This window comes from Rhodococcus parequi, assembly GCF_046042785.1.
GTDB classification, from domain to species: domain Bacteria; phylum Actinomycetota; class Actinomycetes; order Mycobacteriales; family Mycobacteriaceae; genus Prescottella; species Prescottella parequi.
In genome coordinates, this window is record NZ_JBDLNV010000004.1 from 37,731 (window position 1) to 64,316 (window position 26,586).

A 26,586-nucleotide genomic window follows, 5' to 3' on the forward strand; every position below is an offset into this window, starting at 1 on the left:
CTCGATCGCCGCGCTCCCACCAGCCCGTTCGCCTCAGGAGCCACCATGGGACCGTTCCCCACGTCTACCGAACCCCTTGTCGGAACAGCCGAACCCGCACCCACCGGGCAGACAACCACCTCCACACCCCGCAGCGTCCGATCCCGGAGCTATCCGTGGATCGTCGCCGCCCTGGCGTTTGCACTGCTGCTGTCGGACTACATGTCCCGGCAGGTCCTCAGCGCGGTCTTCCCGATGCTGAAGACGGAATGGGCACTCTCCGATTCCCAGTTGGCGTCGCTGACCAGTGTCGTCGCGCTGATGGTCGGCCTGTTGACGTTCCCGCTCTCCCTGCTCGCCGACAGGTGGGGGCGGGTCCGGAGCCTGGTCCTCATGGCCGTGATGTGGAGCCTCGCGACCCTGTGCTGTGCGATCGCGTCCAACTACGAACAGATGCTGGCGGCCCGCTTCTTCGTGGGCGTCGGCGAGGCGGCGTACGGCAGTGTGGGCATCGCCGTCGTCCTGAGCGTGTTCTCCCCCCGGTTGCACTCGTCGCTCAGCGGCGCCTTCATGGCCGGTGGCTCCTTCGGTTCCGTGGTCGGCGTCTCGCTCGGAGGCGTGATCGCCGTGAACGTCGGGTGGCGCTGGTCCTTCACCGCGATGGCGGTGCTGGGCCTCATTCTCGTCGCACTGTTCCGGGCCGTGGTCACCGAGTCCCGCCTCGCGAAATACGCCGTGCACGACGAACCCGTCACCCCGTCCGACGCCTCCGCCCCGTCCGCGCCGGTCATCCGCGTCCCCGTGTCGACCCTGTTCACGAACCGGGCGGTGTGGTGCGCCTACCTCGCCGGTGGTTTCCAGATGTTCACCGCCGCCGTCCTGCTGTCGTGGACGCCCAGCTTCTTCAATCGGTACTACGGCATGGCACCCGACCGGGCCGGTGCGGTCGCCGCACTGTTCGTCCTGTTGGTCGGTACCGGTATGGTGTTGTGCGGCATGATCACCGACCGCGTGAGCCGCACCGATCCCGCGCGTAAATGGATGACTGCCGTCGTGTTCTGCACGATCGCCCTCCTGTCACTCGGCATCGGGCTCCGGCTGGGCACCGGGGCACCTCAGCTGATCCTCCTCGGCATCGGCGCCTTCTTCTCGGCCGGCTGCTCGGGACCGACGGCCGCCATGGTCGCCGGCCTCACCCACGAATCGGTCCGCTCCTCGGCGCTGGGTACACTCACCATCGCCAACAACGTTCTCGGTTTGGCGTTGGGCCCCTTCGTCGTCGGCATCCTCGCCGATCGACTGGGTCTGCTCGAGTCGCTGCAGCTCGCGCCACTCTTCTACGTCGCCGCCATCGTCGCGCTACTCGTCGGCAAGCGTGTCTAGGCCGCGGGACTGCGCAAGCTCGCAGCGCAGAGCACTGCATCCGTGTGACCCCACGATCACCGAGACATTCGGAGACGGAAAGGTATCTATGAGCAAGATCTACGCATCGGCCGCCGCGGCGGTGGCCGACATCGAGTCCGGAGCATCCCTGGCCGTCGGGGGATTCGGGCTGTGTGGCATCCCCGACGTCCTCATCGCCGCGCTGGCGGCCGGCACGGAAACCGCCTTCGAGGTGTTCTCGAACAACTGTGGCACCGACGGACACGGACTCGGAATCCTGCTCGAGGACGGCAGGATTCGCCGCGTGACGGCGTCGTACGTCGGCGAGAACAAAGAGTTCGCGCGCCAGTATCTGTCCGGGGAACTCGAGGTGGAGCTGACCCCGCAGGGCACACTCGCCGAGAAGATGCGTGCGGGCGGAGCGGGGATCCCGGCGTTCTTCACCCCGTCGGGGGTCGGCACGCCGATCTCCGAGGGCGGCCTGCCGTGGCGCTACGGCCCGGACGGTTCGGTGGCGCTCGCGTCGCCACCGAAGGAGGTGCGGGCGTTCGGCGGTCGCGACTACGTCCTGGAGGAGGCGATCACGGCCGACTTCTCGTTGGTGCACGCCATGGTCGCCGACACCGCGGGCAACCTGGTGTTCAACAAGGCGGCGATGAACTTCAATCCGCTGGCCGCGATGGCGGGCCGGGTGTGCATCGCCCAGGCCGAGGTGATCGTCGAGGCCGGCGAACTCGATCCGGAGCAGGTGCATCTGCCGGGCATCTTCGTCGATCGGATCGTCCACATCGGACAGCAGGACAAGAAGATCGAGAAGCGGACCGTCTCGGCCGCGGAGGAGGGCACGCGATGACCGCACTGGTGGAGACGCTCGGCTGGACACGCGAGCAGATGGCCGCGCGGGCCGCGCAGGAACTGGTGTCCGGCGAGTACGTCAACCTCGGAATCGGGCTGCCCACACTGATACCCAATCATCTGCCCGACGGCGTCGCCGTCACCCTGCACAGCGAGAACGGCATCCTCGGCACCGGCCCGTACCCGACCGAGGCCGAGGTGGACCCGGACCTGATCAACGCAGGCAAGGAGACCGTGACCGTCGAAGCCGGCGCGTCGTTCTTCGACTCTGCCATCAGTTTCGGGATGATCCGCGGCGGCCACATCGACACCGCGGTGCTCGGCGGCATGCAGGTATCCGCCGCGGGTGACCTCGCGAACTGGATGGTGCCGGGCAAGATGGTCAAGGGCATGGGCGGGGCAATGGATCTGGTGCACGGCGCGCGCAAGGTCATCGTGCTCATGGAACACACCGACAAGACGGGGGCGTCGAAGGTCGTCGAACGCTGCACCCTCCCCCTCACCGGCCGCGCGGTGGTCGACCGGATCGTCACCGATCTCGCGGTGATCGACGTGACAGAGGCCGGTCTCGTGCTTCGCGAATGCGCTCCGGGAGTGACCGCGGACGCGGTCCGCGCGGCCACCGAGGCCGTCCTCCTCTGACGACGCGCGGGTGGGCTGCGCACGGACGACGCAGCCCACCGGGCGTCAGCCGGCGGCGCGGCTGCGCATCGCGTCGACGAACACGCCGGGGATCTCGGCGGGCGTGCGTGCGACGTGGCTGGTGCCGCCGGTAGCGGCCGAGATCTTCTGCAGAACAGCCGCATCCGCGTCCTCGGTGATGCCGATCGTGACGATGATGACCGGGTGCGCGGGATCCTGCTCACGTTTGAGCGTCGCGAGCAGTTCGTCCAGCGAGATCGTCGACGGGTCCTCGTTGGCCCCGTCGGTGAGCAGGATGACGCTGTTGATCGCGGCCGGATCGTAGCCCTCCTTCACCTTGCGGAACGCGGCGAGCGTCGTGTCGTACAACCCGGTGCCGCCCTTGACGAGCGTGGGCAGCGTGCGGACGGCGTCGGTCAGGCGCTGCCGGTGGCTCGTGCCGTCGACCGTCTCGTCCAGGCGGCGGATCGGGGCCAGCTCCTTGTAGTCCTTTCCGTTGCCGCCGAGTCCGATCGAGAACGCCCACAGCCCCAGCTGGGCGTTGTCCGGGAACAGCCGGGCACCGGTCTCACTGGCCTGGACCGTCAGCGCGATCCGGGTCTCCGGACCGGCCTGCTCGGCCATCGAGCCCGAGACGTCCTCCACGACGAGTGCGCGCGACGGAAGTGCAAGCACCGCATAGCGCTTCAGCACCTGGGCGGTCTCGGCGGGATCGGAGACCGTCAGCACCGCGACGTCACCGACGCCTCGTCCGGCGTCGAGCGGGGCCTTGTCGGGGCCGCGGAACCCGCGCTGCGCCAGTGCGGTTCGGCCGGCCTCGGCCCCCATCGCCTCGGCCAGCGCGACACCCGCCTCCCGGGCGTCGTCGTGCTCGGCGCCCGTCGCGGTGGCTACCACGGGATAGTCGAGGAACACCGCACCCGAGTTCGGGGTGGTCGCCTCCAGCCGCACCGCCGAGTCGCCCGCGTTCTGGCCCGCCACCTGCTGCTCGGTGGCGATGCCGATGCCGCCGTCCGACGCGACCGCCGCGAGCCGCGCGGACGGGTCGGTCTGGTGCATGTTCGCGGCCTGTGCCTGGGCGAGCGGGACCAGCGCACCGGGCACCGCATCGGCCGCGATGGTGCCGGCGGCCGCCTCCGACAGGGCGCCGACGATCGGTGCGCCCGAGACGGTGCTGGTGAGCGGGTCGCCGATCCGCAGGCCCGGCAGTTGCAGCGCCGTCAGCCACGTCGCGAAGAACGGCATGTCGCCCTCGCGCGCCGCGATGACGACCGGGGTCGAGGCGATCGACTGGGCGGCGACGTCGAACAGCGTTCCGGTTCCGCTGCTCGCCTTCGCGACCCACTGCGACGAATCCGGGATCCACAGGTCCGGGCCGGCCTGCTGCCCGGGCGCCCCCAGCGGTTCCATGCCGGACGCGGCCTCGATCCGGTAGCTGCGGCAGCCGAGATCCTCGGCCGACGCCGCGGTGGTGACCTCGGTCAGGACCGGTGAGATCGACGGGTCCGCGGCCACCACGTACTCGGTCACCGAGTCGCACCCGCCGCCCATTCGGTCGACGACGAGGTAGGCCCCGACACCCACGACGAGCGCCGCCGCGAGACCGATCGCCCCGTACTTCACGAGGGGCGACGTCGCCGCCGCGGTTTTCGCGCGCGGCGCGCTGTGACGTCCGGCCATGTCTTCGAGACCTCCGTGGGGATCGCGATCCGGCGGGGGCGCGGGTCGCGTTGTGCGGGTTCCGCCGGATCAGGCGTAGAGGGTGACGAACTTCTGGAGTGAGCCTTCGATGTCGCCGCGCAGCGCCTTGGCCACGCCCGAACCGATGGGGCCGAACAGCGGCGCGCCACCGAGGTCGATGTCGAGGGCGACGACGGCGCCCACCGCGGAGGGCTCGACGCTCAGGACCAGGCCGAGCTTGACGCCACCCTTGCCCTCCCCCTTCAGGACCAGGCTGCGCGGCGGGTTGTACTGCTTCAACGTCCACTTCACCCGGTTGCGGAGGCCCTTGACGGTGACGACCGAGCTGACGACGGTGCCGGCGCTCAGTTCCGCCGGGAGGTCGCTGCGCCAGCCCTCGTGGATGCTGAGCCACTGTTCGAACTCGCTCAGGTCCGACGCCCTGTTCCACGCGTCCTCGGGGCTCATGGGCACGTCGACGGACACCTTCAGCTTGGCCATTGTCGGATCGTAACCAAAAGGTGACGTGCACGACAGTGCGCCCCGCGACGCGACTGCGTCACGGGGCGCACCGGGCGATCGTGCGGCCGCTCCTGCGGAACTAGTGCGCGACGGCCTTCTCGACACCGACGCCGGTGAGCGAGCGGACCTCCATCTCCGCCTGCTTGAACGGATCCTCGAGCTTGTTCCTGCCGACCCAGGTACCGACGATGCCGAGCAGGAAGGCCAGCGGGATCGACACGATGCCGGGGTTCGCCAGCGGGAACCAGGCGAAGTCGACGTTCGGGAACATCGACGTCTTGGCGCCGGAGACGGCCGGCGAGAACACGATCAGCACGAGGCAGCTGATCAGACCGCCGTAGATGCTGAACAGCGCGCCGGTGGTGTTGAACTTCTTCCAGAACAGCGAGTACAGCAGGGTCGGCAGATTCGCCGATGCCGCGACCGCGAACGCCAGCGCGACCAGGAACGCGATGTTCTGTCCCATCGCGAGGATGCCGAGGACGATCGCGACGATGCCGATGACGACGACGGTGATCCGCGAGACCCGGACCTGCTCCTCCTCCGACGCCTTGCCGCGCTTGATGACGCTCGCGTAGATGTCGTGGGCGAACGACGCCGACGCGGTGATCGCCAGACCGGCGACGACGGCGAGGATCGTCGCGAACGCGACCGCCGAGATGATGCCGAGGAAGATCGTGCCGCCGAGTTCGAACGCGAGCAGCGGCGCCGCCGAGTTCTCCTTGCCGGGGGCGGCCAGGATCGTGTCGGGGCCGACCATCTTCGCGGCGCCGTAACCGAGGACGAGCGTGAACAGGTAGAACGCGCCGATCAGTCCGATCGCCCACGTCACCGAGCGGCGGGCCTCCTTCGCGGTGGGCACCGTGTAGAAGCGCATGAGCACGTGGGGCAGACCGGCCGTGCCGAGGACGAGGGCGATGCCGAGCGAGACGAAGTCCAGCCGCGACATGTCGCTGATCCCGTACTTGGCGCCCGGTGCGAGCACGTCACGTCCGGCGACGGCCTCGTTGGCCGAACCGTTGACCATGCTCTGCGCGTCGGCCAGCAACTGCGAGAAGTTGCCCTTCACCGCGAACAGCACCAGGACGAACATGATGCCGGCGCCGGCGATGAGCAGGACGGCCTTGACCATCTGCACGTACGTGGTGCCCTTCATGCCGCCGATCAGCACGTACACGATCATCAGCACACCGACGACCGCGACGACGATCGCCTGTCCCGCGAAGTCCTTGATGTTCAGCAGCAGGGCGACCAGGCCACCCGCACCGGCCATCTGCGCGAGCAGGTAGAACAGCGACACCACCAGCGTCGACAGCGCCGCCGCCATGCGCACCGGACGCTGCTTCAGCCGGAAGCTCAGGACGTCGGCCATCGTGAATCGTCCTGTGTTGCGCAGCAGTTCGGCCACCAGCAGCAGCGCGACGAGCCACGCGACGAGGAATCCGATCGAATACAGGAAGCCGTCGTAGCCGTACACCGCGATGGCACCGGCGATACCGAGGAACGACGCCGCCGACAGGTAGTCACCGGCGATGGCGAATCCGTTCTGCGGACCGGAGAACTGGCCGCCGCCGGTGTAGAAGTCCGACGCCTTCTTCGTCGACTTGCTGGCGCGGATCACCAGCGTCATGGTGCCGACGACGAAGGCCACGAAGATCGCGATGTTGAACAGCGGATTGCCGACATCGGTGGCCGGCGTGGAGGTCGTCGCCGCCTGGGCGAGCGTGGTGATCACTGCGCCGGTCCTTCCAGTTCCTCGCGGATCGCCGACGACCGCGGATCCAGCTCACGGTTCGCGAACTTCACGTACAGGGCCGTGATCACGAACGTCGTCACGAACTGTCCGAGCCCGAGCACGATTCCCAGGTTGACGTTGCCGAACACCTTGGTGGCCATGAAGTCCGCCGCGTAGGTGGCCAGCAGGACGTAGGCCGCGTACCACGTGAGGAAGAACGCGGTCATCGGAAAGACGAAGCGCCGCAGCCGGTGCCGGAGCTCCTGGAACTCCGGGCTCGCCTGCATGTCGAGAAACGCCTGCGCGTCGGGCGCGGGCCGCTGCGGCGGCGCTCCCGAACCGAGGTCGGTAGTGGTCATGATCGGGCTCCTCCGATGGCGGGCGACACGCGTCGCGGGGTGTGCCAAGCGACGCTAGTGAGAGCCAGGTCACAGGAGAAGGGTGTGGTGCCAGTCACACGCCGAGCTGTCGCCGCGTGCGCCGAACGGTCGGTCGGCAGCGACGAACGGCCGTCCGCGAGCGACCGCCCGCCGAACGAACGAACGGCCGATTTCGCATCTCACTGACACCATGTCCAGTTAGTCTGACGACTGTCATCGAGATGGATGACGTGCCGGTCGACGGTCAGCGAGGAGTGGATATGTCGTTCTCTCTTGTGATCTCCAACGGGACAGTGGTGGACGGAACCGGCGGCGATCCGTACGTCGCCGACGTCGGCGTCCGGGACGGCCGGATCGTGGCGGTCGTCCCCGGCGGCCGGCTCGCGGACGCGGACGCCGACGAGGTCATCGACGCGACCGGGCTGCTGGTCACCCCGGGGTTCGTCGACATCCACACCCATTACGACGGCCAGGTCACGTGGGACCCGATGCTCACGCCCAGTTGCTGGCACGGCGTCACCACCGCGGTGATGGGCAACTGCGGTGTGGGATTCGCGCCGGTGGCGGACGCCGACCGCGACTGGCTCATCGGGCTGATGGAGGGTGTCGAGGACATCCCGGGCGCCGCGCTGTCCGCTGGGATCCGGTGGGGCTGGCAGTCGTTCCCGCAGTACCTCGACGCACTCGAGCGGCTGCCGCTGGCCATCGACGTGGGGACGCACGTCCCGCACGGAGCCGTGCGCGCGTACGTGATGGGCGCGCGTGGCGCCCGCAACGAGGCGGCCTCGACCGAGGACATCGCATTGATGGCCAAGCTGGTCCGCGAGGGCGTCGAGGCCGGCGCGCTCGGGTTCTCGACGTCTCGCACCATCGTGCACCGGGCGATCGACGGGGAACCAGTACCGGGAACCTTCGCCGCCGAGGACGAGTTGTTCGGGATCGGGCAGGCGCTGGCCGCCGCGGGCACAGGAGTGTTCGAACTGGCGCCGGCGGGCATCATGGGCGAGGACCTCGCCGCGCCGGACCGGGAACTCGACTGGATGGTGCGCCTCGCCGAACTGACCGGCCGGACAGTGTGTTTCGGCCTGATGCAGCACGACAACGCTCCCAACGACTGGAAGCGTCTGCTCGACGCGGCCGCCGCCGTGTACGAGTCCGGTGTGCCGCTGCGACCACAGGTCCCGGCACGCCCGCTGGGCCTGTTGACCGGATTGCAGACATTCAACGCCTTCCACACCCGCCCCAGCTACGTCGCGGCCGCCGACCGCGCCGGCGGCGACGTCGACGCACTGGTGGCTGCACTGCGCGACCCCGCCACCCGCCGGGCGATCCTCGACGAATCCGATGCGCCCGACAACCGGATGCCGTACCTGAGCAGGCTCGACCGGACGTTCGGCCTCGGTCACCCGCCGCAGTACGAGCCCGATCCCGACACCAGCCTCGCGCGCGAGGCCGCGCGAGCCGGCAGGGATCCGTTCGAGTACGCCTACGACCTCATGCTCTCCGACGAGGGCCGCGCGTTGTTCTTCCGGCCACTGCTGGGCTACTCGGACTTCACGCTCGACCCGATCCGGGAGATGCTGATGCATCCCGCGACCGCGATCGGCCTCGGCGACGGCGGCGCCCACGTCGGCGCCATCTGCGACGCGTCGAACACCACGTTCATGCTCACCCACTGGGCGCGCGACCGCAGTCGCGGCGACCGGATCCCGCTGGCGACCGCGGTACGGAAGATGACCCTCGACACCGCGACGATCTACGGGCTCGGCGATCGCGGCGTGATCGCCGAGGGCAAGAAGGCCGACCTCAACATCATCGATTTCGAACGGCTGCAACTGCAGTCGCCGACGATGGTGCACGACCTGCCCGGCGGGGCCCGGCGGCTGCTGCAGGGCGCCGACGGCTACCGCGCGACGATCGTGTCCGGCCAGGTCGTGCTCCGCGACGGCGTCGACACCGGTGCCCGCCCGGGCGCCCTGGTCCGGGGAGCGCGCTGAGCATCGCGCCGCTCACCCGGTGACCGGCCGGCTCACCACCACGCGTTCGCGGCCCGGACCGGACGACCGGTGGGCGGGGCGTCGGACCGCTGCAGATACAGCAGTCCGTCCCGCTCCTCGGTCGTCCACGACCGGATCGGCAGGAGCTTGGGCGAGCCACCGACGCACTTGCCCTTCCCGTTCCAGCGCCAGCGGTGCGCCGGGCAGTCGATGGTGTCGCCCACGATGCGGCCCTTGCTCAGGTCGGCGCCCATGTGTGGACAGCGGGAATCGAGGATGTGGATGACCCCTGCCCGGTCGGAGTAGGCGACGAGGTCGGTGTCGAACGCCCGCAGTGCGTGTGGTTTGCCGTCGCGGTAGTCGTCGGCCGTTCCGAGGCAGTACCACTCCGACACAGCGTCTCCTTCTTCCTGGGCGTGCACAGCGGAAGCACACGCAGCGTGGTCACGTTCGCCGACGCCGACGACCGCCGTCAATCTGCAGACCCACCCACCGGAACCGGGACGTCACGTCGACCGCAGGTCGCCCTCGCGGTCGCGGCCCATTCCGAGGCGTTCCGGAGCATGCATGCGGGTGAAGATCCGGCCCACGTCGCGCGGGATCTGGCCCCGGGTCGCGAGGCTGACGAACACCATCGCCGCGAACGACAGCGGGACGCTGACCACGGCCGGGTAGCCGATGAGCACCGACGGCCAGCCGTTCCAGAGATTCTCGGACGGCACGCCCAGCACCGCGAGCAGCGCCGCTCCCCCGCCGGTCACCAGGCCCACGACCAGCCCGGCCGTGGCTCCCGCCGCGGTCAGCCCACGCCACCAGATCCCGAGAATCAGCAACGGGCACAGCGTCGACGCCGCGACCGCGAACACCAGCCCCACCGAGCGGGACAGGTCGAGGGACGCGGCACCGAGCGCCAGGGCCAGCGGCACCGTGCCGGCGAGCACCGCGGCGACCCGGAAGTCCCGGACCCGTCCGCGCAGCACGTCGGTACTCAGCACACCCGCCATGCTCACCAGCAGCCCCGACGACGTGGACAGGAACGCCGCGATCGCGCCCGCCGCGACCAGCGCCGCGAGCAACTGTCCTCCCCACCCGGAGAACACCGAGACCGGGAGCAGCAGCACCGCCGCGTCCGATGTTCCGGTGATGAGCAACTGCGGGACGTACAGGCGCGCGAAGACTCCCAGCAGGACCGGGAAAAGGTAGAACACTCCGACGAGGGCGATCACGACCAGCGACGTCAACCGGGCCGCGCGCCCGTCCGGGTTGGTGTAGAAGCGCACCAGCACGTGCGGCAGTCCCATCGCACCGAGAAACGTCGCGAGAATCAGCGAGTACACCTGGATCATCGGATGGGGGCCACCGAAACCGCCGCCCGGATCGGCCCACCCGGCACCGTCCGCGGGCGCGCCGGCCACCACGGGAACCGGCGATCCTGCCGGTAGCACCAGCGTCGTGCCCTTACCCAGTTCGTGCCGGCCGACACCGAGCCGGACGTCTCCCGACACCGCTCGGCCGTCGAGTTCGCCGTGCACCGTCACCTCGGTCGCGGTGGCCACCTGCACCACGACGTCGGTGGTGATGTCCACCGACGTCTGCGCGGCGACGGTGGGCGGAGCGGGCGCGCCGACCGGTCGCTCGTCGGCGAAGAAGTGCCCGGCCAGCACCAGCGCCGGGACCGCGACGGCGGTGAGTTTGAGCCAGTACTGGAATCCCTGCACGAACGTGATCGACCGCATGCCACCGCCCACGACGTTGCCGATCACGATGACCCCGACCACGACCACACCCACCCAGCCGGGCACACCCAGCAGGATGTTCAGGGTCAGGCCGGCGCCCTGGAACTGCGGCACCATGTACAGCCCGCACACCAGCGCGACCACCACCATCGCGACGCGGCGCACCCGCACCGAACCGAGCCGGAACTCAGCGAAGTCGGGCACCGTGTAGGCACCGGACCGCCGCAGCGGCGCGGCGACGAACAGCAGCAACCCCAGGTAGCCGGCGGTGAACCCGATCGGATACCACAGCGCATCCGCACCGTACTTCGCGATGAGCCCGGCCACGCCGAGAAACGATGCCGCCGAAAGATATTCACCGGAGATCGCCGCCGCATTCCACCGCGGCCCGACGCTGCGCGACGCGACGAGGAAGTCGGACGTGGTGCGCGCCAGGCGAACCCCGTAGATGCCGATGCTGACGGTGGCGACGGCGGCCGCGACGAGCGCGAACACCGTCAGGAGGGGAATCGGCTGTCCGGTCATCGGCGCGCCTCAGTCGTCGACCAGGTCGGCGAAGTCCTGTTCGTTGCGCTCCGCGGCGCGGATGTAGAACCAGCCCGCCCCCAGCAGGACCGGGAGCGGGACGATCGCGGCGAGCAGCCACGGCAGTCGGACACCGAACACCACGGCGTCGGCGACGTCGGGGAAGGCGAGCAGTACGACCGGCACCACGCCGAACAGCAACCCGACCGCCGCCGCGACCCGCAGTGCAAGACTCAGCTGGGCGCGGACGAGGCCGCGGATCATCGCGTCGCCGACCTCGGTCTGCTCCTGCACCTCGACGCGCGTCCGCACCATCCGGGCGCCGCGCCGCTTTGCGAGCACCACTCGCTCACGGGCGGGCGGGACGGCGCCCGGCGACGTCACCTCGAGGTCCAGTTCTGCCGCGGACCGCGGATGAGTCTGTCCTTCAGTTCCCGGGTGTGCCGACGGCTCACCGGCAACTCCACCGACGGCGCCGGGCCCTGCGGCCGCAGGCACACCACCAGTCCAGAACCGACGCTGCGGATGCCGGTCACCTCGGCGAGCGACACCAGGTACGAGCGGTGCACGCGCAGGAACCCGGAGTCCGCCCAGCGGCTCTCGAGCGCCGAGATGGGGATGCGCACGAGATGCGATCCGGTGGCGGTGTGCAGGCGGGCGTAGTCGCCGTCGGCCTCCACCCACTTGACCGTCGACCGCGGCACGAGCGTCGTGACGCCGCCGAGTTCGACGGGAATCACCTCGTCGGCCGACGCGTCGTCGTCCGCGGCGTCCACGGTGCGGCGTCGCCGCTCCACGATGCGGCGCACCGACTCGGCGAGCCGCTCCTCGCGCAGCGGCTTGAGCAGGTAGTCCACGGCCCCGAGGTCGAACGCAGCCACGGCCCGGTCCTCGTGCGCGGTCACGAACACCACCGACGGCGGGTTCGCGAACTGGGTGAGGATCCCGGCCAGTTCCAGGCCGTCGAGCCCGGGCATGTTGATATCGAGGAAGACCGCGTCGACGCCGCCGTCGCGCAGGATGCGCAGCGCGGTGGTCGCATCCCCCGCAGTGAGGATCCCACCGATCTCGTCGCGGGCACGGAGCAGAAAGGCCAGCTCGTCGAGGGCAGGTCGCTCGTCGTCGACTGCCAGCACGGTCAGGAGGCCGTCGGAGGGCCCGTCAGAGATCTCGTTCACAACGGATCCATCGTGCCATGTTGCGCGACCCCTCCGGACCGGACAGGCCGACAGCGCCTCCCGTCAGGCCCGGATGCCCGGCCGAAACTTCGGCACCCGCATGCTGACCTTGGTTCCGGCGCCGGGAGCCGTCTCGACCACCAGGCCGTAATCGTTGCCGAACGCGGCCCGCAGCCGGTCGTCGACGTTCGCCAGTCCCACGTGCGCCGCTTCCGACGCGCTCGGTCCGCCGGTGCCCGACGCGACGGCGTCGAGTTCTCCGGACCGGAGCAGTTCCGGATCCATCCCCACGCCGTCGTCCTCGACGCTGATGACGCAGTCCGGCCCCGCATCGGACGCCACGATCGAGACGGTGCCCCCGTCGGTCTTGCCGGACAGCCCGTGCCGCACCGCGTTCTCCACCAGCGGCTGCAACGCGAGGAACGGCAGGACGACGCTGAGGACCTCGGGCGCCACCTGTAGCCGCACCTGCAGGTTGTCGCCGAAACGCGCGCGCTCGAGCGTGAGGTAGCGGTCGATGTTGCGCAGTTCGTCGGACAGCACGGTGTACTCGCCGGCGGAGCGGAACGAGTAGCGCGTGAAGTCGGCGAACTCGAGTACCAACTCGCGCGCACGTTCCGGGTCGGTCCGCACGAACGACGCGATCGTGCCGAGCGCGTTGTAGATGAAGTGGGGGCTGATCTGCGCCCGCAACGCGCGCACCTCGGCGCGGTCGAGTCGGGCGCGCGACGAGTCGAGGTCGGCCAGTTCGAGTTGACCGCACGCGTACCGCGCGACCTCGGTGAGCGCGCCCAGCATCGCCGGGCCGGGTTCGGTGGTGGTGACGGCGACGAGCGCGCCGACGACGCCGGTGCCCTCGATCAGCAGCGGCTGTGCGACGAGGGCGCGCACCTCGTGGTGATCGGCGCCCCGCTCGAGGTCGGCGTGCCCGACGAGCACGCGCCGGCCGCCGTCGACGGCCCGCCCGGCCGCGGCGGTCACCTGCGCCGACAGCGCTTCGTGCGGCCCCGTCCAGGCCAGCAGTCCGCCGTCCGGGCCGACGATCGCGAGCGACTGTGCCCCGGTCAGCACCCGCAGGTGCGGCGCGGCCTCGCGGGCCGAGGTCTCGTCGAGGCCGCGGCGCAGCGGCCGCGCGGCCAGCGACGCGGTGTGCAGGGTGTCGTGCACGGCCCGTTCGGCGGGCGTGGTGAGCACGCGCCGGGTCCGCATCGCGACGTACGTGAGCGACACCGCGACCACGACGACGATCGCGATCGATACGAGAGCGGTCACCGCGGCGCCTGTCCCACGCACGTCGTCGGCGCGGGGGTGCCGGTGAAGCGGTCCGCGATCCAGTCGACCGCCCCCGGCAACGCCTTCGAGTCGGCGTGCACGTCGTCGGGTCGATAGCGCAGTTCGACCACGTCACCCTGCCCGCACGCGCGTCCGACGGCCGCGGTCGTCCAGTCGGGCCGGATGAGGTTGTCGCGTCCGGCGACCACCACCAGCAGTGGGCCGGTCGCGGGCTGCTGCGGCAGGGCGTCCGCGGTGAGCCACTCGTGCATCCGTGCGACGTCACCGTCGCTGCGCGGCAACGTGTCCGCCGGCGTGAGATTCAACGCGACCGACAGCTTGCGCGACGCGAGCGCGCCCGTGCACGACCGGATCACGTCACGGTTGTCCGCGAGCGGCCCTCGGATGTAGGCGCCGGCGTCCAGGTCGGGGTGCGACACGGAGAGCCCGTCGAGCAGCATCGGCAGGAAGATCTGCTGCGGTACATCGAGATTCGGCGTCCCGCCCGACACGATCGGGCTCAGGTCGGCGGGAGGCGACAGACTCGCGGCGCCGACGAAGTCGAGCCCGTCGCCGTACTCCCCCGCGCGTTCCGCGGCCGCCCACGACGCCTGCCCGCCCTGGGACACCCCGATCGCCGCCCAGCGCGTCGACGCGTCGGGCACGAGGTTCCGTGCGGCGCGGACCGCGTCGATCACGTTGTACGCGGCCGTGATCGGTTCGAGGTAGGGGTGCGGGCCGTCGGTACCCAGGCCCTCGTAGTCGGTGACGGCGACGACGAATCCGCGCGCCAGCAGGTCGCGGACGAGCCCGTCCGAACCGAGCAGGTCCGCGTGCCGCGACGGCGCGCACTCGTCGAGTAGTCCGGTGGTGGGATGGCCGACGGTGACCACCGGCCACCCACCCGAGGGCGCCTGACCGGGCGGCACGAACACCGTGCCCGACACCTCGGTCCCGCGCCCGTCGATCCCGGACGTCGACCGGTACAGGATCTTCTGCCCGGACAGCCCCTTACCGGTGAACGGTTCGGCTGCGGTCACGAGGCCGCGGTCGGCGGGGTCGGGGGGAGGCGCGGTCTGCGAGGTCTGCGTCGCCGTGGTCCGCGGAGTCTGGTCGTCGGCGGTGGCCGAGCAGCCCACCGAGACCGCCGCACACAGCAGCACCGCGAGGATCGCACCGGTTCGGGTCACGGATCGATTGTGCCCGCCGCGACGCCGGATCGGCCACGACATCACCCGCGACGCCGTCGCACGCGCTGTTCGGCGGCGGCTTCCTCGATGTCGCGGGACTCGAGTTCGGCGCGCAGCACCTCGTCGTCGAGTACACCCTCGTCGCGGGCCGCGATCAGCGCGCTGCGCTGGGCCTGCAGGACGCGACGGCGCACCGAGTCGAACAGCGCGCCCGCCTGCTTCAGCGTGGTGTCGTTGCCGTCGTCGTCCCCCTCTGCCTCCTCGACCTGAGCCTGCGCGCGGATCGACATCCGCACCCGGTCGAGTGCCCGCACGAACTGGTCCGTATCGATGCCGGCGGGCGGACCGGCCGCGACCTCGGCGATCGCGCGATCCGCGGCGTCGGCGGCAATCCGGCGGGCGATCAACGTCTGCTGGTGGGTTCGTTCGAGTTCGGCGGGGTCGGCGACGTCGAGACGCCGAATCATGAGCGGGATGGTCGCGCCCTGGATGAGCAGCGTGCCGACCGCGACCACGAACGCGATCGCCTGGATCACCCCGCGGCCCGGGAACGGATCACCCGACGCGGTGAGCACCGGGATACCGCCCGCCGCGGCGAGGGTGACGACGCCGCGCATGCCCGCCCACGACACCACCAGTTTCTGGCGCCAGTTCAGGGTCGGCCCGGTGGACCCGGTGCGCCGCGGGGCGAACCGCAGGTGCGTCGGACCCCAATTGAGGAACACCCAGATCGGCCGGACCAGGATCACGACCACCAGCACCGCGAATCCGTACGCGAAGATGTGGTGGACCGGCAGGCCCTCGTCCGCGACGTCCTCGATCACGAACTTCAACTGCAGTCCCATGTAGGCGAACACGAACATCTCGAGCAGCAGGTCGAGGGTCGTCCACAGCGACCGCTCCTGCAACCGGGTCGGGATCGAGACGTTGGTCGCGTGATGGCCCATCGCGAAGCCCGCGACGACGACCGCGAGCACGCCCGAGGTGTCGAGCGACTCGGCGGCGAGATACGCCGCGAACGGGAGCACGAGTCCCAGAACCGTTTCCAGCGGAGTGTCGTACATGCGGGCGCGCACCCACCGCACGACGGTGGCCATCACGACGCCGACACCCACGCCGCCGGCCACCTCGTACAGGAAGAAGAGCACGGGCTGCTCGACGACGACGCGGGTGCCCGCGACCGCGGCGACACTCACCGTGAACAGTGTCAGCGCGGTCGCGTCGTTGAGCAGTCCCTCACCGGTGAGGATCGCGAGGACGCGTTTGGGCAGTCCGAGCTTGCGGCCCACGCTGACCGCGCTGACGGCGTCGGTCGGCGAGACCACCGCCCCGAGGACGAGGGCCGCGCCGAGCGTGAACTCGGGCACCAGCCAGTTTGCGAAGAAGCCGACCGCGAACGCCGTCACGAGCACCAGACCGACGCCGAGCCGGAGGATCGAGGCGAAGTTGCGGCGCAGGCTCGCCATCGAGAAGTCGAGCGCCGCCGAGTACAGCAGCGGCGGCAACACGACGCCGAGGATGATTTCGGGATCGAGTTCGAGCCGCGGCATCCCCGGAATGAAGGACGCCGCGGACCCGAACGCCACGAGGACGAGCGGAACCTGCAGGTCCCGTCGTTTCGCCAGGCTCGTCACCGCGATGGCCACGATCATGACGAGCAGCACGAGTGTCAGATGCACCCGTCGATTGTGCCGCCGGTTACACCCCGGACGGCACTCGGATCACATTCCGATCATTCCGACTATTCCTTGGGCGGAACGACCTTCTTCGCAGCCTCGGCGGCCTTGTCGATCTTGTCGCTGTACTTGCCGCCGGTCTTGTCGTCGGCAAGGTCCGCGGCCTTGTCGATCACGTCCTGCACCTTGTCGGAGTGCTCGGCAGCGAGTTCCTGCCCCTTGTTCACCAGGCCCTTGACCGAATCCATGAATCCCATGGACACATTCTCCCCCATCCGCGCGGGGGCGGCCCGAGCGTCAGGCCGGGCCGGGGACCGGCAGCGCGCCGGAGCCGTCGGTGGCCCGCGCCCACCGCGGCAGGATGAAGATGCCCTCGGCCTCGATGCACACGCCGTCGGCGCCGGCGATGTGGCCGGTGACGAACGTCTTGACGCCCTCGATGCGGTCGACGCAGGCCTCCACGTGCAACCGGCCCAGCGGAGTGGGCTGCCGGTAGCGCAGGGTCAGCGTCGCGGTCATGCCCGGCGCGCCGCCGTGCTCGGCCGCCTCACCGAGAACCTGGTCGAGCAGCAGGGCCGAGATGCCGCCGTGGGTCAGTCCGGCCGGACCCTCGTACTGCATCCCGAGCTCGACGTCCGCCCACACGCGTCCGTCCGGCTCACGCTGGATGAGCAGCGGCGGCGCGACCGCGTTGCGCAGACCGACGACGGCATTGCCCCACGCCCGGCGGCTGCCCGATGCGTTCCACCGCACCCCGTACGGATGCGGTCGGGTCTTCTTGGCCAGCAGTTCCTTCGCAGCCTCGAGGTGTTCCCGCGCGCGCCGGACGTCGTCGTCGTCGGACTCGGTGGCCAGCGCGAGTTCGACCAGGTCCCGGACGCTTCCCGTGAGGTCGCCGTAGAACTCGGCCTCCCGTGCGATCTCCTCGTCCGTCAGGTCCTCGAAGACATAGAGACCCTGCTTGCTGTCGACCGATTCCGTCACCAACGCCTCATTCCCGCATGCACTCGATGTGCATCATGCACGTGACGTGGACAATACCGAGGGCTGTGTCACACCGGCTCGGCGCACCAGCGAGCGGAACTCGCCGACAGGATCCGGTCGTGGCGACCGGCGGGAACGATGCCCGGAAGCAGCACCTGCCACATCTCCTCCACGCGCCCGTCCAGGTCGGTGAACCAGGTCCGCACCCGGGACACCAGCTGAGCGCCGGTGACCGCGCCGATCAGATGGCGAGCGAGCATCGGGGGCGACACGGTCTCGACGATGTCACCCTCTTCGACGGCCCGCGTCGCCAGACGCGTCGCCCATTCCGTCCACGGCAGGAACGGGTCCGCCGGTGCGTCGCCGAGGGCATCGGCGGGGCCGAGTTCGACGGTCAGGCGGATCCCGGCGCGCATGAGCGGATCGGTCGTCTGTCGCGCCATCTCGTGGCACAGCATCACCATCTGCTCGAGTGCCGACGCGTCGGTGGACTCGATGGCCTCGAGCGACCGGACCGCGAGGCGTTGCTGTTCACCGATGATGTGTCGGGCCAGTCCGTCCTTGGACCCGAAGTGGAAGTAGAGCGCACCCTTGGTGATGCGCGCGCTCTCGACGATCTCCTCGACCCGCGCCCCGTAGTAGCCGACCCTGTCGAAGACCTCCGCGGCGCGGAGCACGATCTGTTGCTGGGTCGCGACGGCACGCGCCTGTCGTGCCACTACGTACCTCCGCCACGTCCCGGGAGCCGATCGGTCGCTCGGGACCGTACCACCCGACACGTGTCCATGCACCTGCCCACTCCGGTGAGCGAGGAGCCGTCAGTGCACGCCGGGCAGGTCCTCGCTCGACGCGAACAGGCGACGGTGTTCGCCGTGGATCCGCCCGGTCACCCACCACGCGATCTCCACGAGCACGACGCCGACCAGACCGATCACGAGAGCCCCGGTCGTCGCGGCGACGTTCGACGGGTCGAGCTTGAAGAACTCGCGGGTGAAGGAGAACCCGAACAGGATCACGTAGCCGAGGACCGAGCACACGATGAGCACGATCTTCCACCACGTGTACGGACGGGCGACCACCGCGAGCACCCACAATGCGATCATGATCAGCGTGATGAGCGCGGTCGTGCCGGCCTGTTCCACCTGCTGTTCGGTCGCGTCGGGGCCCGCGTAGGCGAGCAGGTACGACACGTACGTCGCGATGCCGATGATGACGCCGGAGGGGATCGCCAGCCGCATGACGCGCGAGACGAACCCGGTGCGCGCCCGTTCGTTGTTCGGCGCGAGCGACAGGATGAACGCCGGGATGCCGATCGTGAACCACGCGGCGATCGTCACGTGCCGCGGCAGGAACGGGTAAGGCAGCGGATCGAAGTCGAAGATCTGCGCCACCAGGCCGGAGACACCGATGAGGAACGCCAGCAACACCGAGTACACGGTCTTGGTCAGGAACAGGTTCGAGACGCGCTCGATGTTGCCGATCACCCGGCGACCCTCGCCCACGACGTACGGCAGGGTCGCGAACTTGTTGTCCAGCAGCACGATCTGCGCCACCGCACGCGTCGCGGGGCTGCCCGAACCCATCGCGACGCCGATGTCGGCGTCCTTGAGCGCCAACACGTCGTTGACGCCGTCGCCGGTCATCGCGACGGTGTGCCCACGGGACTGCAGCGCTCCCACCATCGCCCGCTTCTGGTCCGGGCGGACCCGGCCGAACGTGGTGGCCTCGTCGAGGGTGTCCGCCAGCTTCTCCGGGTCCTCCGGCAGCTTGCGGGCATCGATCGCGTTGTCGCCGCCGGGCAACCCGAGCGACGTCGCGACGGCACCCACCGACACCGCGTTGTCGCCGGAGATGACCTTGACGTCCACCTTCTGGCTCGCGAAGTACTCGAGGGTCTCGCGGGCGTCGGGGCGCACCTTCTGGTCGAGGATCACCAGCGCACGCGGTGTCACGGCGCCGGGGGCGTCGGGCGCGTCGACGGAGCGGTCGCTGCTGCCGAGCAGCAGCACGCGCAGCCCCTGGGCGCCGACCTCCTCGGCCTGCCGGGCCATGTCGCTGTCCGGGTCGAGCAGGACGTCGGGGGCGCCGAGCAGCCAGTTGCCGTTGTTGCCGTAGGACTGACCGCTCCACTTCTTGGCGGACGAGAAGGGCGCCACCGCGGTGGGCTCCCACCCGGGGTCGTCGGACAGGGCCTCGCGGATCGCGAGCATGCTCGCGTTGGGCCGCGGGTCGTCGGCGGCCATCGCGGCGAGCGCGCGAGCGGCCTGCGCGTCGTCGGGCTTGGCGGTGCGCAGTTCCGCGAGCTTCATGCCGTTCTCGGTGAGGGTGCCGGTCTTGTCGGCGCACACGACGTCGACGCGGGCCAGGCCCTCGATCGCGGGCAACTCCTGCACGAGGCACTTGCGCTGGCCGAGGCGGACGACACCGACGGCGAACGCGATCGAGGTCATCAGCACGAGGCCCTCGGGGACCATCGGCACGAGCGCGGCCACCATGCCGTTGAGGGCGGGGCCGAGCGCCTGACCGCTCGAGAACAGCTGGTTGTAGATGATCAGCAGACCCGCCGGGATCATCAGGTAGGTGATGAACTTGAGGATCTTGTCGATGCCGGAGCGCAGCTCGGAGTGCACCAGCGTGAACTTGCTGGCCTCCTCGGCGAGCTTGGCGGCGTACGCCTCGCGGCCCACCTTGGTCGCCCGGTAGGCGCCGCTGCCGGCGACGACGTAGCTGCCCGACAGCACCTGAGCCCCGATCGGCTTGTGCACCGCGTCGGCCTCGCCGGTGAGCAGCGACTCGTCCACCTCGAGCGCCGACGCCTCCACCACGATGCCGTCGACCACGATCTGGTCGCCGGGGCCGAGCTCGATGATGTCGTCGAGCACCACGTCCTTGGGCGCGACGGGCGCGGCGGTGCGGTCGCGGCGCACCACCGGTTTCGCCTGGCTGACGATCGCGAGCTGATCGAGTGTTCGTTTGGCGCGGATCTCCTGGATGATGCCGATCCCGCTGTTCGCGATGATCAGCAGACCGAACATCCCGTCGATGATCGATCCGGTCGACAGCACGATGACGAGCAGCACGCCGAGGATCGCGTTGATCCGGGTGAACACGTTTCCCCGGACGATGTCCTTGACCGAGCGGCTGGCCCGGTCGGGGACGTCGTTGGTCTGCCCGTTCGCGACCCGCTGCGCCACCTCGTCGGCGGTGAGGCCGTTCTCGATGTGCCGGGGATCGGTGTCCAGAGTGCCGACTGCGCCGCCGTCGGCCGGATCGTCCGTTGCCATGACACGAAGGCTATTCCAACTGCTCGACGACACGACGGAAGGTCCGCGGTCCGGCCGCGTGCCGGGGCATGCTGTCCCCATGACGATGCGCGAGCAGGTGTCACTCACAGCCGGTGCCGACTTCTGGCACACGCACACCCCTCCCGTGGCGGGACTGCCGGCGATCATGCTCACCGACGGTCCTCACGGCGTCAGGAAACAGGCGGCGACCGCGTCCGGCTACTCCCCCCAGTCCGTGCCCGCGACGTGCTTCCCGACCGCGTCGGCGCTGGCCGCGACGTGGGACGTCGAACTCGTCGAGGAGGTGGGCGTGGCGCTCGGCACCGAGGCGCGGACCGAGGGGGTGAGCGTGTTGCTGGGCCCGGGCGCCAATATCAAGCGCAGCGCGCTGTGCGGGCGCAACTTCGAGTACTTCTCGGAGGATCCGTTCCTGTCGTCCCGGATGGCCGCGGCGTGGATCCGCGGTGTGCAGGGCACCGGTGTCGGGGCGTCGCTCAAACATTTCGCGGTCAACAACCAGGAGTTCCGGCGCTACAGCGTCGACGCCGTCGTCGATGCCCGCGCGCTGCGGGAGATCTACCTCGCGACCTTCGAGCACGCCGTGATCGACGCCCGCCCAGCGACGGTGATGGCCGCGTACAACCGGGTGAACGGTACCCACTGTGCCGAGAACCACTGGCTGCTCACGACGATCCTGCGCGAGCAGTGGGGGTTCGACGGACTGGTCGTCTCGGACTGGGGTGCGGTCACCCGGCGCTCGCGCTGCCTCGCGGCGGGCCTCGACCTCGAGATGCCGGGCTACGGCGGACGCGGCGACGACGCGGTGCTCGCGGCGTTGGAGGCCGGTGAGCTACCTCCGGCCGCGGTCGCCCGCGCCGCCGACGCCGTCACGCGCCTGATCGAGCGCACGGAGCCCGCGCGGGCCGCCGCCCCCGGGTACGACGCGGCCGCACACCACACGCTCGCGCGGCGGGCGGCCGAGGCGGGCACGGTGCTGTTGAAGAACGACGGCACCCTGCCGCTGGCGACGTCGTCGCGCATCGCCGTCGTCGGCGAATTTGCGAAGCAGCCGCGCTACCAGGGCGCGGGCAGCTCCGGCATCAACCCGCACCGTCTCGACGACGCGTGGACCGATCTCGTCGAACGTCTCGGCACCGAACGGCTCACGTACGCCCCGGGCTACCGGCGCGGCTCGGGGCGGACCGACCCCGCTCTGCTCGACGAGGCGCGCGCCGTCGCGCGGGACGCCGACGTCACGGTGGTGTTCGCGGGACTGCCCGACAGCTACGAGACCGAGGGCGTCGACCGCGCCGACCTGAGCCTGCCCGCGGGACACGACGCGCTGATCGCCGCGGTCGCCGAGGTGTGCCCCCGCGTGGTCGTGGTGCTCGCGAACGGGGCGCCGGTGACGATGCCGTGGCACGACGACGTCGCCGCGATCGTCGAGAGCTACCTCGGTGGGCAGGCCGCGGGCAGCGCGATCTCGCGCATCCTCACCGGCGACGCCGAACCCGGCGGGCGGCTCGCGGAGACGTTTCCCGTACACACGTCCGACAATCCCGTGCACGTGTGGCCCGCTGGTCCCTCGGTGGTCGAGTACCGCGAGAGCATCTACGTCGGCTACCGCTACTACGACACCGCCCGGATCGATGTCCGCTATCCGTTCGGCCACGGGCTCAGCTATACGACGTTCGCGTGGTCCGAGCTCGAGATCGCCGACGTGTTCGACAGCACCGCCGACGACACCGAGCAGCGTTTCGACGTCTCGGTCCGCATCACCAACACCGGGGACCGCCCGGGCAGTGAAGTGGTGCAGGTGTACGTGCGGGACGTCGAGTCCACGGTGTACCGGCCCGAGCAGGAACTGGCCGCCTTCGCGAAGGTCTTCCTCGCGGCCGGGGAATCCCGCCGGATCACGGTCCATGTGGGTCGTCGCGCGTTCTCGTTCTGGGACACCACGATCGACGACTGGTCGATCGAGTCGGGTGATTTCGAGATCCGGGTGGGCGCATCGTCGCGCGACATCCGGGAGTCCGCGATCGTCCATCTCGAGTCCGACCGGAGCGGCTTCGATCCCGGCCCGGACGCCTACCACGGCTCCCCGGTCTTCGAGCGCACCGCGTTCGCGGAGATGTACGGAAAGCCGCTACCCCACAACGACGTCGACGCGCCCGGCCACTACACGGTCGATACTCCCATCGCCGACATCCGGCATCCCGCGGCGACACTGCTGACCCGGGTGCTGCGCCGCAAGGTCGCGGCGATGGCGCCGACACTCGACGAGGACGACCCGCTGTCGCTGCTGGCCGAACGGTCGCTGCAGGAGTTGCCACCGCGGATGATGCCGATGCTCACGCAGGGCGCGGTCACCGCGGACGCCACCGCGGCCTTCGTCGACATCTGCAACGGGCACGGTGTGCGCGGCGTCCGAGCGCTGGTCACGGCGCTGCGTCGAAGGTGACTTGTCCTGCGGCGCAAATCAGCCCAGCGCTTCCCACCACTGCTTCTGCTCGGGCGGCCGCAGGCCGTCGACCCGCTGTCCCACCATCGGAATCGCCATGTCCACCTCCGCGGCGGCGGCCGCGTCGAGCAGGCGGGTGATCGGCTCGCCCCACGGATGGAACGCGAGGTTGAAGGTTGCCCAGTGGATCGGGATCAACAGTGCGCCACGGACATCCTGGTGGGTCCGCACCGCTTCCTCGGGGTTCATGTGGATGTCGGGCCAGCGCTCGTCGTAGGCCCCCACCGGCAGCAGCGTGACGTCGAACGGTCCGTACCGGCCGCCGAGATCCACGAAACGCGGCGTGTAGCCGGAGTCGCCGCCGAAGAACACCCGGTGCCGCGGCCCGGCGATCACCCAGGACGACCACAGCGTCGTGTCACGCGCCAGGCCGCGTCCCGAGAAGTGCCGGGCCTCGGTACAGGTGAGGGACAGCCCGTTCACCTCGGCGGTCTCGTCCCAGTCCAGTTCGACGACGCGATCGTCGGGGACGTTCCACCGTCGCAGGTGCGCGCCGACACCGATCGGCACCACGAAGACGGTCTCCTGAGTGCGCGCCAGTTCGACGACGGTCGCCTGATCGAGGTGATCGTAGTGGTCGTGGGAGATGACGACGGCGTCGATCGGCGGGAGATCGGCCAACGCCACCGGCACCGGGTGCATCCGAGCGGGCCCGACGACAGCGGACGGCGAAACTCGTTCGCTCCACACGGGATCCGCGAGCACGCGGCGGCCGTCGATCTCGATCAGCACGCTCGAATGACCGAACCAGGTGACGGCCAGTTCGCCGGCCACGGCCGGGGCCAACGGTGTCGCGAGCGGAATCGCCGCGCGCGGACGCCCGGTGCTGCCGCGCGTGAGGAACGCCTTGGCGAGCCCGGACTGGGAACCGGCCGGCAACGACGAGCTGGGGTCTGAGTTGTGAAAGCGACTGTCACGGTAGCGCGGTGACGCGCCCGCGTACGGTTCGATCGCCGCGCGTGAAGCCCCGAGCGCGGGCACCGTTCCCCAGGCGGCCCGGGCCACCCAGCCGGCCCCGGCGGCGGCCGCCGCGACGAGCACTCCCCTGCCGATCATCGTCCGCCCCACTTCCCTACCGTCCCCGGAACTCGGGTGCCCGCTTCTCGAGGCGCGCGGCCCGCGCCTCCTGCGCGTCGTCGCTGCCCCACGCCTCGTACAGCGCGGCGAGCTGTTCCTCGGTCTGCGGTTCGCGGGTGCCGTCGTCGTTGAACACGAGCTTGAGATGGCGCAGCGACAGCGGTGCGAGCTCCGAGATGGTGCGCGCCCATTCCTGCGCGGTCACGAGGTCTCCGAACTTGTTCGCCAGCCCGCGCGCGTATGCCTCCTCGGCCGAGATGGTCTCGGCCCCGAACATCATGGTCCGGGCCGGACCGCCGCCGACGAGGGACACCAGGCGGCGCACCGTCCACTTGTCGACGGTGATGCCGAGCTTGGCCGCCGGCACCCCGAACCGCGCCTCCGGACTCACGACCCGCAGATCGGCGGCGAGCGCCAACTGGGTGCCGGCGCCGATCGCGGGCCCGTTGACGGCCGCGATCACCGGGACGGGAATCGAGTCGATCGTGTGCAGCATCCCGAGTAGGTGGTCGGTGAAGCCCTCGGCGTAGACATCGCCGGACAGGTCGGCGCCCGCGCAGAACGCGGTGCCCTGCCCGGTCAGCACGATCACCCGCGCCTCGTCCGCGACCGCCTTCTCGAGCGCCTCGCGCAGCTCGATGCACAACGCAGCGCTGAGAGCGTTGCGCCGCTCCGGACGCTGCAGCTCGAGCGTCACTACGTGGCCGTCACGGCTGGTCCCGATCATGTGGGTCCACTCGCTTTCTCGGGTGCGGGCCCCGTCTCTGCTGACGGGCCCGGCGGGTGCGATCCGAACAGTACCTGTAACGCAGCATCCACAGACACGCCGAGTTCGGTGGAACAACCGACACATCGGCAGCGTTGCGGCAGATTCAGGCTATACAGATCGGAGCAGCATGGACACCGAGCTCGACGTCGTGGTCATCGGGGCCGGACAAGCGGGGCTGTCCACCGCCTACCACCTGCGCCGATCGGGTCTCGCACCGAAACGCGAGTTCGTGGTGCTCGACCACGCTCCCGGCCCCGGCGGGGCGTGGCAGTTCCGCTGGCCGTCGCTGACCCTGGAGACCGTCAACGGTGTGCACGACCTCCCCGGGATGCCGTTCGCGGAGACGCTCGGCCCCGACGTCGACTCCGTACAGGCCGCCGATGCCGTCCCGCACTACTACGGGCTCTACGAGAAGCGGTTCGAGTTGCCGGTCCACCGCCCGGTGCACGTGCCGGTCGTGTGCGACCACGGCGGGCGACTGGCAGTGGAAACTCCGGAGGGGACCTACCTGGCCCGCGGGCTCGTCAACGCGACCGGAACGTGGGAACGGCCGTTCGTCCCGTCGGTGCCCGGCGCCGAACGGTTCGAGGGCCGGCAGCTGCACACCCGCGACTACCGCAGCGCCCGGGACTTCGAAAGCGAGCACGTGATCGTCGTCGGTGGCGGCATCTCGGCGGTGCAGCTGCTCGACGAGATCTCGTGCGTCACGACCACCACGTGGGTGACCCGGCGCGAACCGCAGTTCCGGGAGGAACCGTTCACGCCCGAGATCGGCCGCGCCGCCGTCGCGCTCGTCGAGGATCGGGTCCGACGCGGACTGCCGCCGGGTTCGGTCGTGTCCGTGACCGGCCTACCGGTCACCCCGGCGATCCGTGCCGCACGCGAACGTGGAGTCCTGCACCGGCTCCCGATGTTCTCCGAGATCACCGCAACGGGTGTCCGGTGGGCCGACGGTACCGAGCAGCGCGCCGACGTCATCCTGTGGTGCACAGGGTTTCGCTCGTCCCTCGACCATCTGGCACCGCTACGGCTGCGTGGTCCCGGCGGCGGCATCGCGATGACGGGCCGCCTTGCGACGCAGGTCGCGGCCGACCCGCGCGTGCATCTCGTGGGATACGGCCCGTCGGCGTCGACGATCGGGGCCAACCGTGCCGGCCGCGCCGCCGCCCGCGAGCTGACCCAGTTCCTGAAGCGGTGACGG

23 protein-coding genes are annotated in these 26,586 nt (G+C 70.1%); 6 read left to right on the plus strand and 17 right to left on the minus strand.

Annotation, left to right across the window (positions count from 1 at the left end):
* The first annotated feature begins 45 nt into the window (after nt 1–45).
* The 3 genes from ABEU20_RS11855 (at nt 46) to ABEU20_RS11865 (ending at nt 2,859) form a co-directional block, all read left to right on the plus strand.
* Nucleotides 46–1,362: an MFS transporter gene (locus tag ABEU20_RS11855; protein WP_420164625.1), complete on the plus strand. Its 1,317-nt coding sequence runs from the start codon at nt 46–48 to the stop codon at nt 1,360–1,362.
* Nucleotides 1,363–1,450: 88 nt separating this feature from the next.
* Nucleotides 1,451–2,215 (plus strand): CoA transferase subunit A, encoded by a 765-nt coding sequence (locus tag ABEU20_RS11860; RefSeq protein WP_420164626.1) that lies wholly within the window; start codon nt 1,451–1,453, stop codon nt 2,213–2,215.
* A complete protein-coding gene (locus ABEU20_RS11865) occupies nt 2,212–2,859 on the plus strand; it encodes a CoA transferase subunit B (protein WP_420164627.1) in 648 nt (215 codons plus the stop codon). Before ABEU20_RS11860 ends, ABEU20_RS11865 begins: the two co-directional genes overlap by 4 nt.
* Nucleotides 2,860–2,904: 45 nt before the next feature.
* Here the strand turns inward: ABEU20_RS11865 and ABEU20_RS11870 are convergent, their stop codons facing one another.
* The 4 genes from ABEU20_RS11870 to ABEU20_RS11885 form a co-directional block, all read right to left on the minus strand.
* Nucleotides 2,905–4,539 carry a VWA domain-containing protein gene (locus ABEU20_RS11870; protein ID WP_420164628.1) on the minus strand — a complete coding sequence of 545 codons (1,635 nt, stop codon included), beginning with the start codon at nt 4,537–4,539 and terminating at the stop codon, nt 2,905–2,907.
* Nucleotides 4,540–4,608: 69 nt separating this feature from the next.
* Nucleotides 4,609–5,040: a type II toxin-antitoxin system Rv0910 family toxin gene (locus ABEU20_RS11875; RefSeq protein ID WP_420164629.1), complete on the minus strand. Its 432-nt coding sequence runs from the start codon at nt 5,038–5,040 to the stop codon at nt 4,609–4,611.
* A 100-nt stretch (nt 5,041–5,140) separates the two neighbouring features.
* On the minus strand, nt 5,141–6,796 hold the full coding sequence (locus tag ABEU20_RS11880; protein WP_420164630.1) for a solute symporter family protein: 1,656 nt from the start codon (nt 6,794–6,796) through the stop codon (nt 5,141–5,143).
* On the minus strand, nt 6,793–7,155 hold the full coding sequence (locus tag ABEU20_RS11885) for a DUF485 domain-containing protein (protein WP_420164631.1): 363 nt from the start codon (nt 7,153–7,155) through the stop codon (nt 6,793–6,795). The genes ABEU20_RS11880 and ABEU20_RS11885 overlap by 4 nt, the downstream gene beginning before the upstream one ends.
* 281 nt (nt 7,156–7,436) lie before the next feature.
* Here ABEU20_RS11885 and ABEU20_RS11890 point away from each other — a divergent pair, with 281 nt between their 5' ends.
* A complete protein-coding gene (locus ABEU20_RS11890; RefSeq protein WP_420164632.1) occupies nt 7,437–9,173 on the plus strand; it encodes an N-acyl-D-amino-acid deacylase family protein in 1,737 nt (578 codons plus the stop codon).
* A gap of 32 nt (nt 9,174–9,205) precedes the next feature.
* Here ABEU20_RS11890 and ABEU20_RS11895 read toward each other — a convergent pair whose 3' ends face one another.
* The 11 genes from ABEU20_RS11895 to ABEU20_RS11945 form a co-directional block, all read right to left on the minus strand.
* A complete protein-coding gene (locus ABEU20_RS11895) occupies nt 9,206–9,568 on the minus strand; it encodes a Rieske 2Fe-2S domain-containing protein (RefSeq protein ID WP_420164633.1) in 363 nt (120 codons plus the stop codon).
* 111 nt (nt 9,569–9,679) lie between these two features.
* Entirely contained in the window at nt 9,680–11,434 is a 1,755-nt protein-coding gene (locus ABEU20_RS11900; RefSeq protein ID WP_420164634.1) for a sodium/solute symporter, read from the minus strand.
* 9 nt (nt 11,435–11,443) lie between these two features.
* Nucleotides 11,444–11,779, minus strand: coding sequence for a hypothetical protein (locus ABEU20_RS11905; RefSeq protein WP_420165118.1), 336 nt, complete (start codon nt 11,777–11,779; stop codon nt 11,444–11,446).
* Between the two features lie 35 nt (nt 11,780–11,814).
* On the minus strand, nt 11,815–12,612 hold the full coding sequence (locus tag ABEU20_RS11910) for a LytR/AlgR family response regulator transcription factor (RefSeq protein ID WP_420164635.1): 798 nt from the start codon (nt 12,610–12,612) through the stop codon (nt 11,815–11,817).
* Between the two features lie 63 nt (nt 12,613–12,675).
* A complete protein-coding gene (locus ABEU20_RS11915) occupies nt 12,676–13,905 on the minus strand; it encodes a sensor histidine kinase (RefSeq protein ID WP_420164636.1) in 1,230 nt (409 codons plus the stop codon).
* A complete protein-coding gene (locus ABEU20_RS11920; protein ID WP_420164637.1) occupies nt 13,881–15,074 on the minus strand; it encodes a lipase family protein in 1,194 nt (397 codons plus the stop codon). The genes ABEU20_RS11915 and ABEU20_RS11920 overlap by 25 nt, the downstream gene beginning before the upstream one ends.
* 41 nt (nt 15,075–15,115) lie before the next feature.
* On the minus strand, nt 15,116–16,726 hold the full coding sequence (locus tag ABEU20_RS11925; protein WP_420165119.1) for a Na+/H+ antiporter: 1,611 nt from the start codon (nt 16,724–16,726) through the stop codon (nt 15,116–15,118).
* Between the two features lie 89 nt (nt 16,727–16,815).
* The gene (locus ABEU20_RS11930) at nt 16,816–17,007 is read right to left on the minus strand and encodes an antitoxin (RefSeq protein ID WP_225016307.1); all 192 of its coding nucleotides are present in this window, start codon (nt 17,005–17,007) and stop codon (nt 16,816–16,818) included.
* Between the two features lie 40 nt (nt 17,008–17,047).
* On the minus strand, nt 17,048–17,734 hold the full coding sequence (locus tag ABEU20_RS11935) for a PaaI family thioesterase (RefSeq protein WP_420164638.1): 687 nt from the start codon (nt 17,732–17,734) through the stop codon (nt 17,048–17,050).
* 68 nt (nt 17,735–17,802) lie between these two features.
* Entirely contained in the window at nt 17,803–18,453 is a 651-nt protein-coding gene (locus ABEU20_RS11940; protein WP_420164639.1) for a ScbR family autoregulator-binding transcription factor, read from the minus strand.
* A 99-nt stretch (nt 18,454–18,552) separates the two neighbouring features.
* Entirely contained in the window at nt 18,553–21,018 is a 2,466-nt protein-coding gene (locus ABEU20_RS11945; RefSeq protein WP_420164640.1) for an HAD-IC family P-type ATPase, read from the minus strand.
* Here ABEU20_RS11945 and ABEU20_RS11950 point away from each other — a divergent pair.
* A complete protein-coding gene (locus ABEU20_RS11950; protein WP_420164641.1) occupies nt 21,017–23,479 on the plus strand; it encodes a glycoside hydrolase family 3 C-terminal domain-containing protein in 2,463 nt (820 codons plus the stop codon). The genes ABEU20_RS11945 and ABEU20_RS11950 overlap by 2 nt on opposite strands.
* 18 nt (nt 23,480–23,497) lie before the next feature.
* Here ABEU20_RS11950 and ABEU20_RS11955 read toward each other — a convergent pair whose 3' ends face one another.
* Together ABEU20_RS11955 and ABEU20_RS11960 are read right to left on the minus strand one after the other, a co-directional pair.
* Nucleotides 23,498–24,595, minus strand: coding sequence for an MBL fold metallo-hydrolase (locus ABEU20_RS11955; protein ID WP_420164642.1), 1,098 nt, complete (start codon nt 24,593–24,595; stop codon nt 23,498–23,500).
* Nucleotides 24,596–24,611: 16 nt separating this feature from the next.
* The gene (locus ABEU20_RS11960; RefSeq protein WP_420164643.1) at nt 24,612–25,343 is read right to left on the minus strand and encodes an enoyl-CoA hydratase; all 732 of its coding nucleotides are present in this window, start codon (nt 25,341–25,343) and stop codon (nt 24,612–24,614) included.
* 169 nt (nt 25,344–25,512) lie between these two features.
* Here ABEU20_RS11960 and ABEU20_RS11965 point away from each other — a divergent pair, with 169 nt between their 5' ends.
* Nucleotides 25,513–26,583: an NAD(P)-binding domain-containing protein gene (locus ABEU20_RS11965; protein ID WP_420164644.1), complete on the plus strand. Its 1,071-nt coding sequence runs from the start codon at nt 25,513–25,515 to the stop codon at nt 26,581–26,583.
* Nucleotides 26,584–26,586 lie beyond the last annotated feature (3 nt).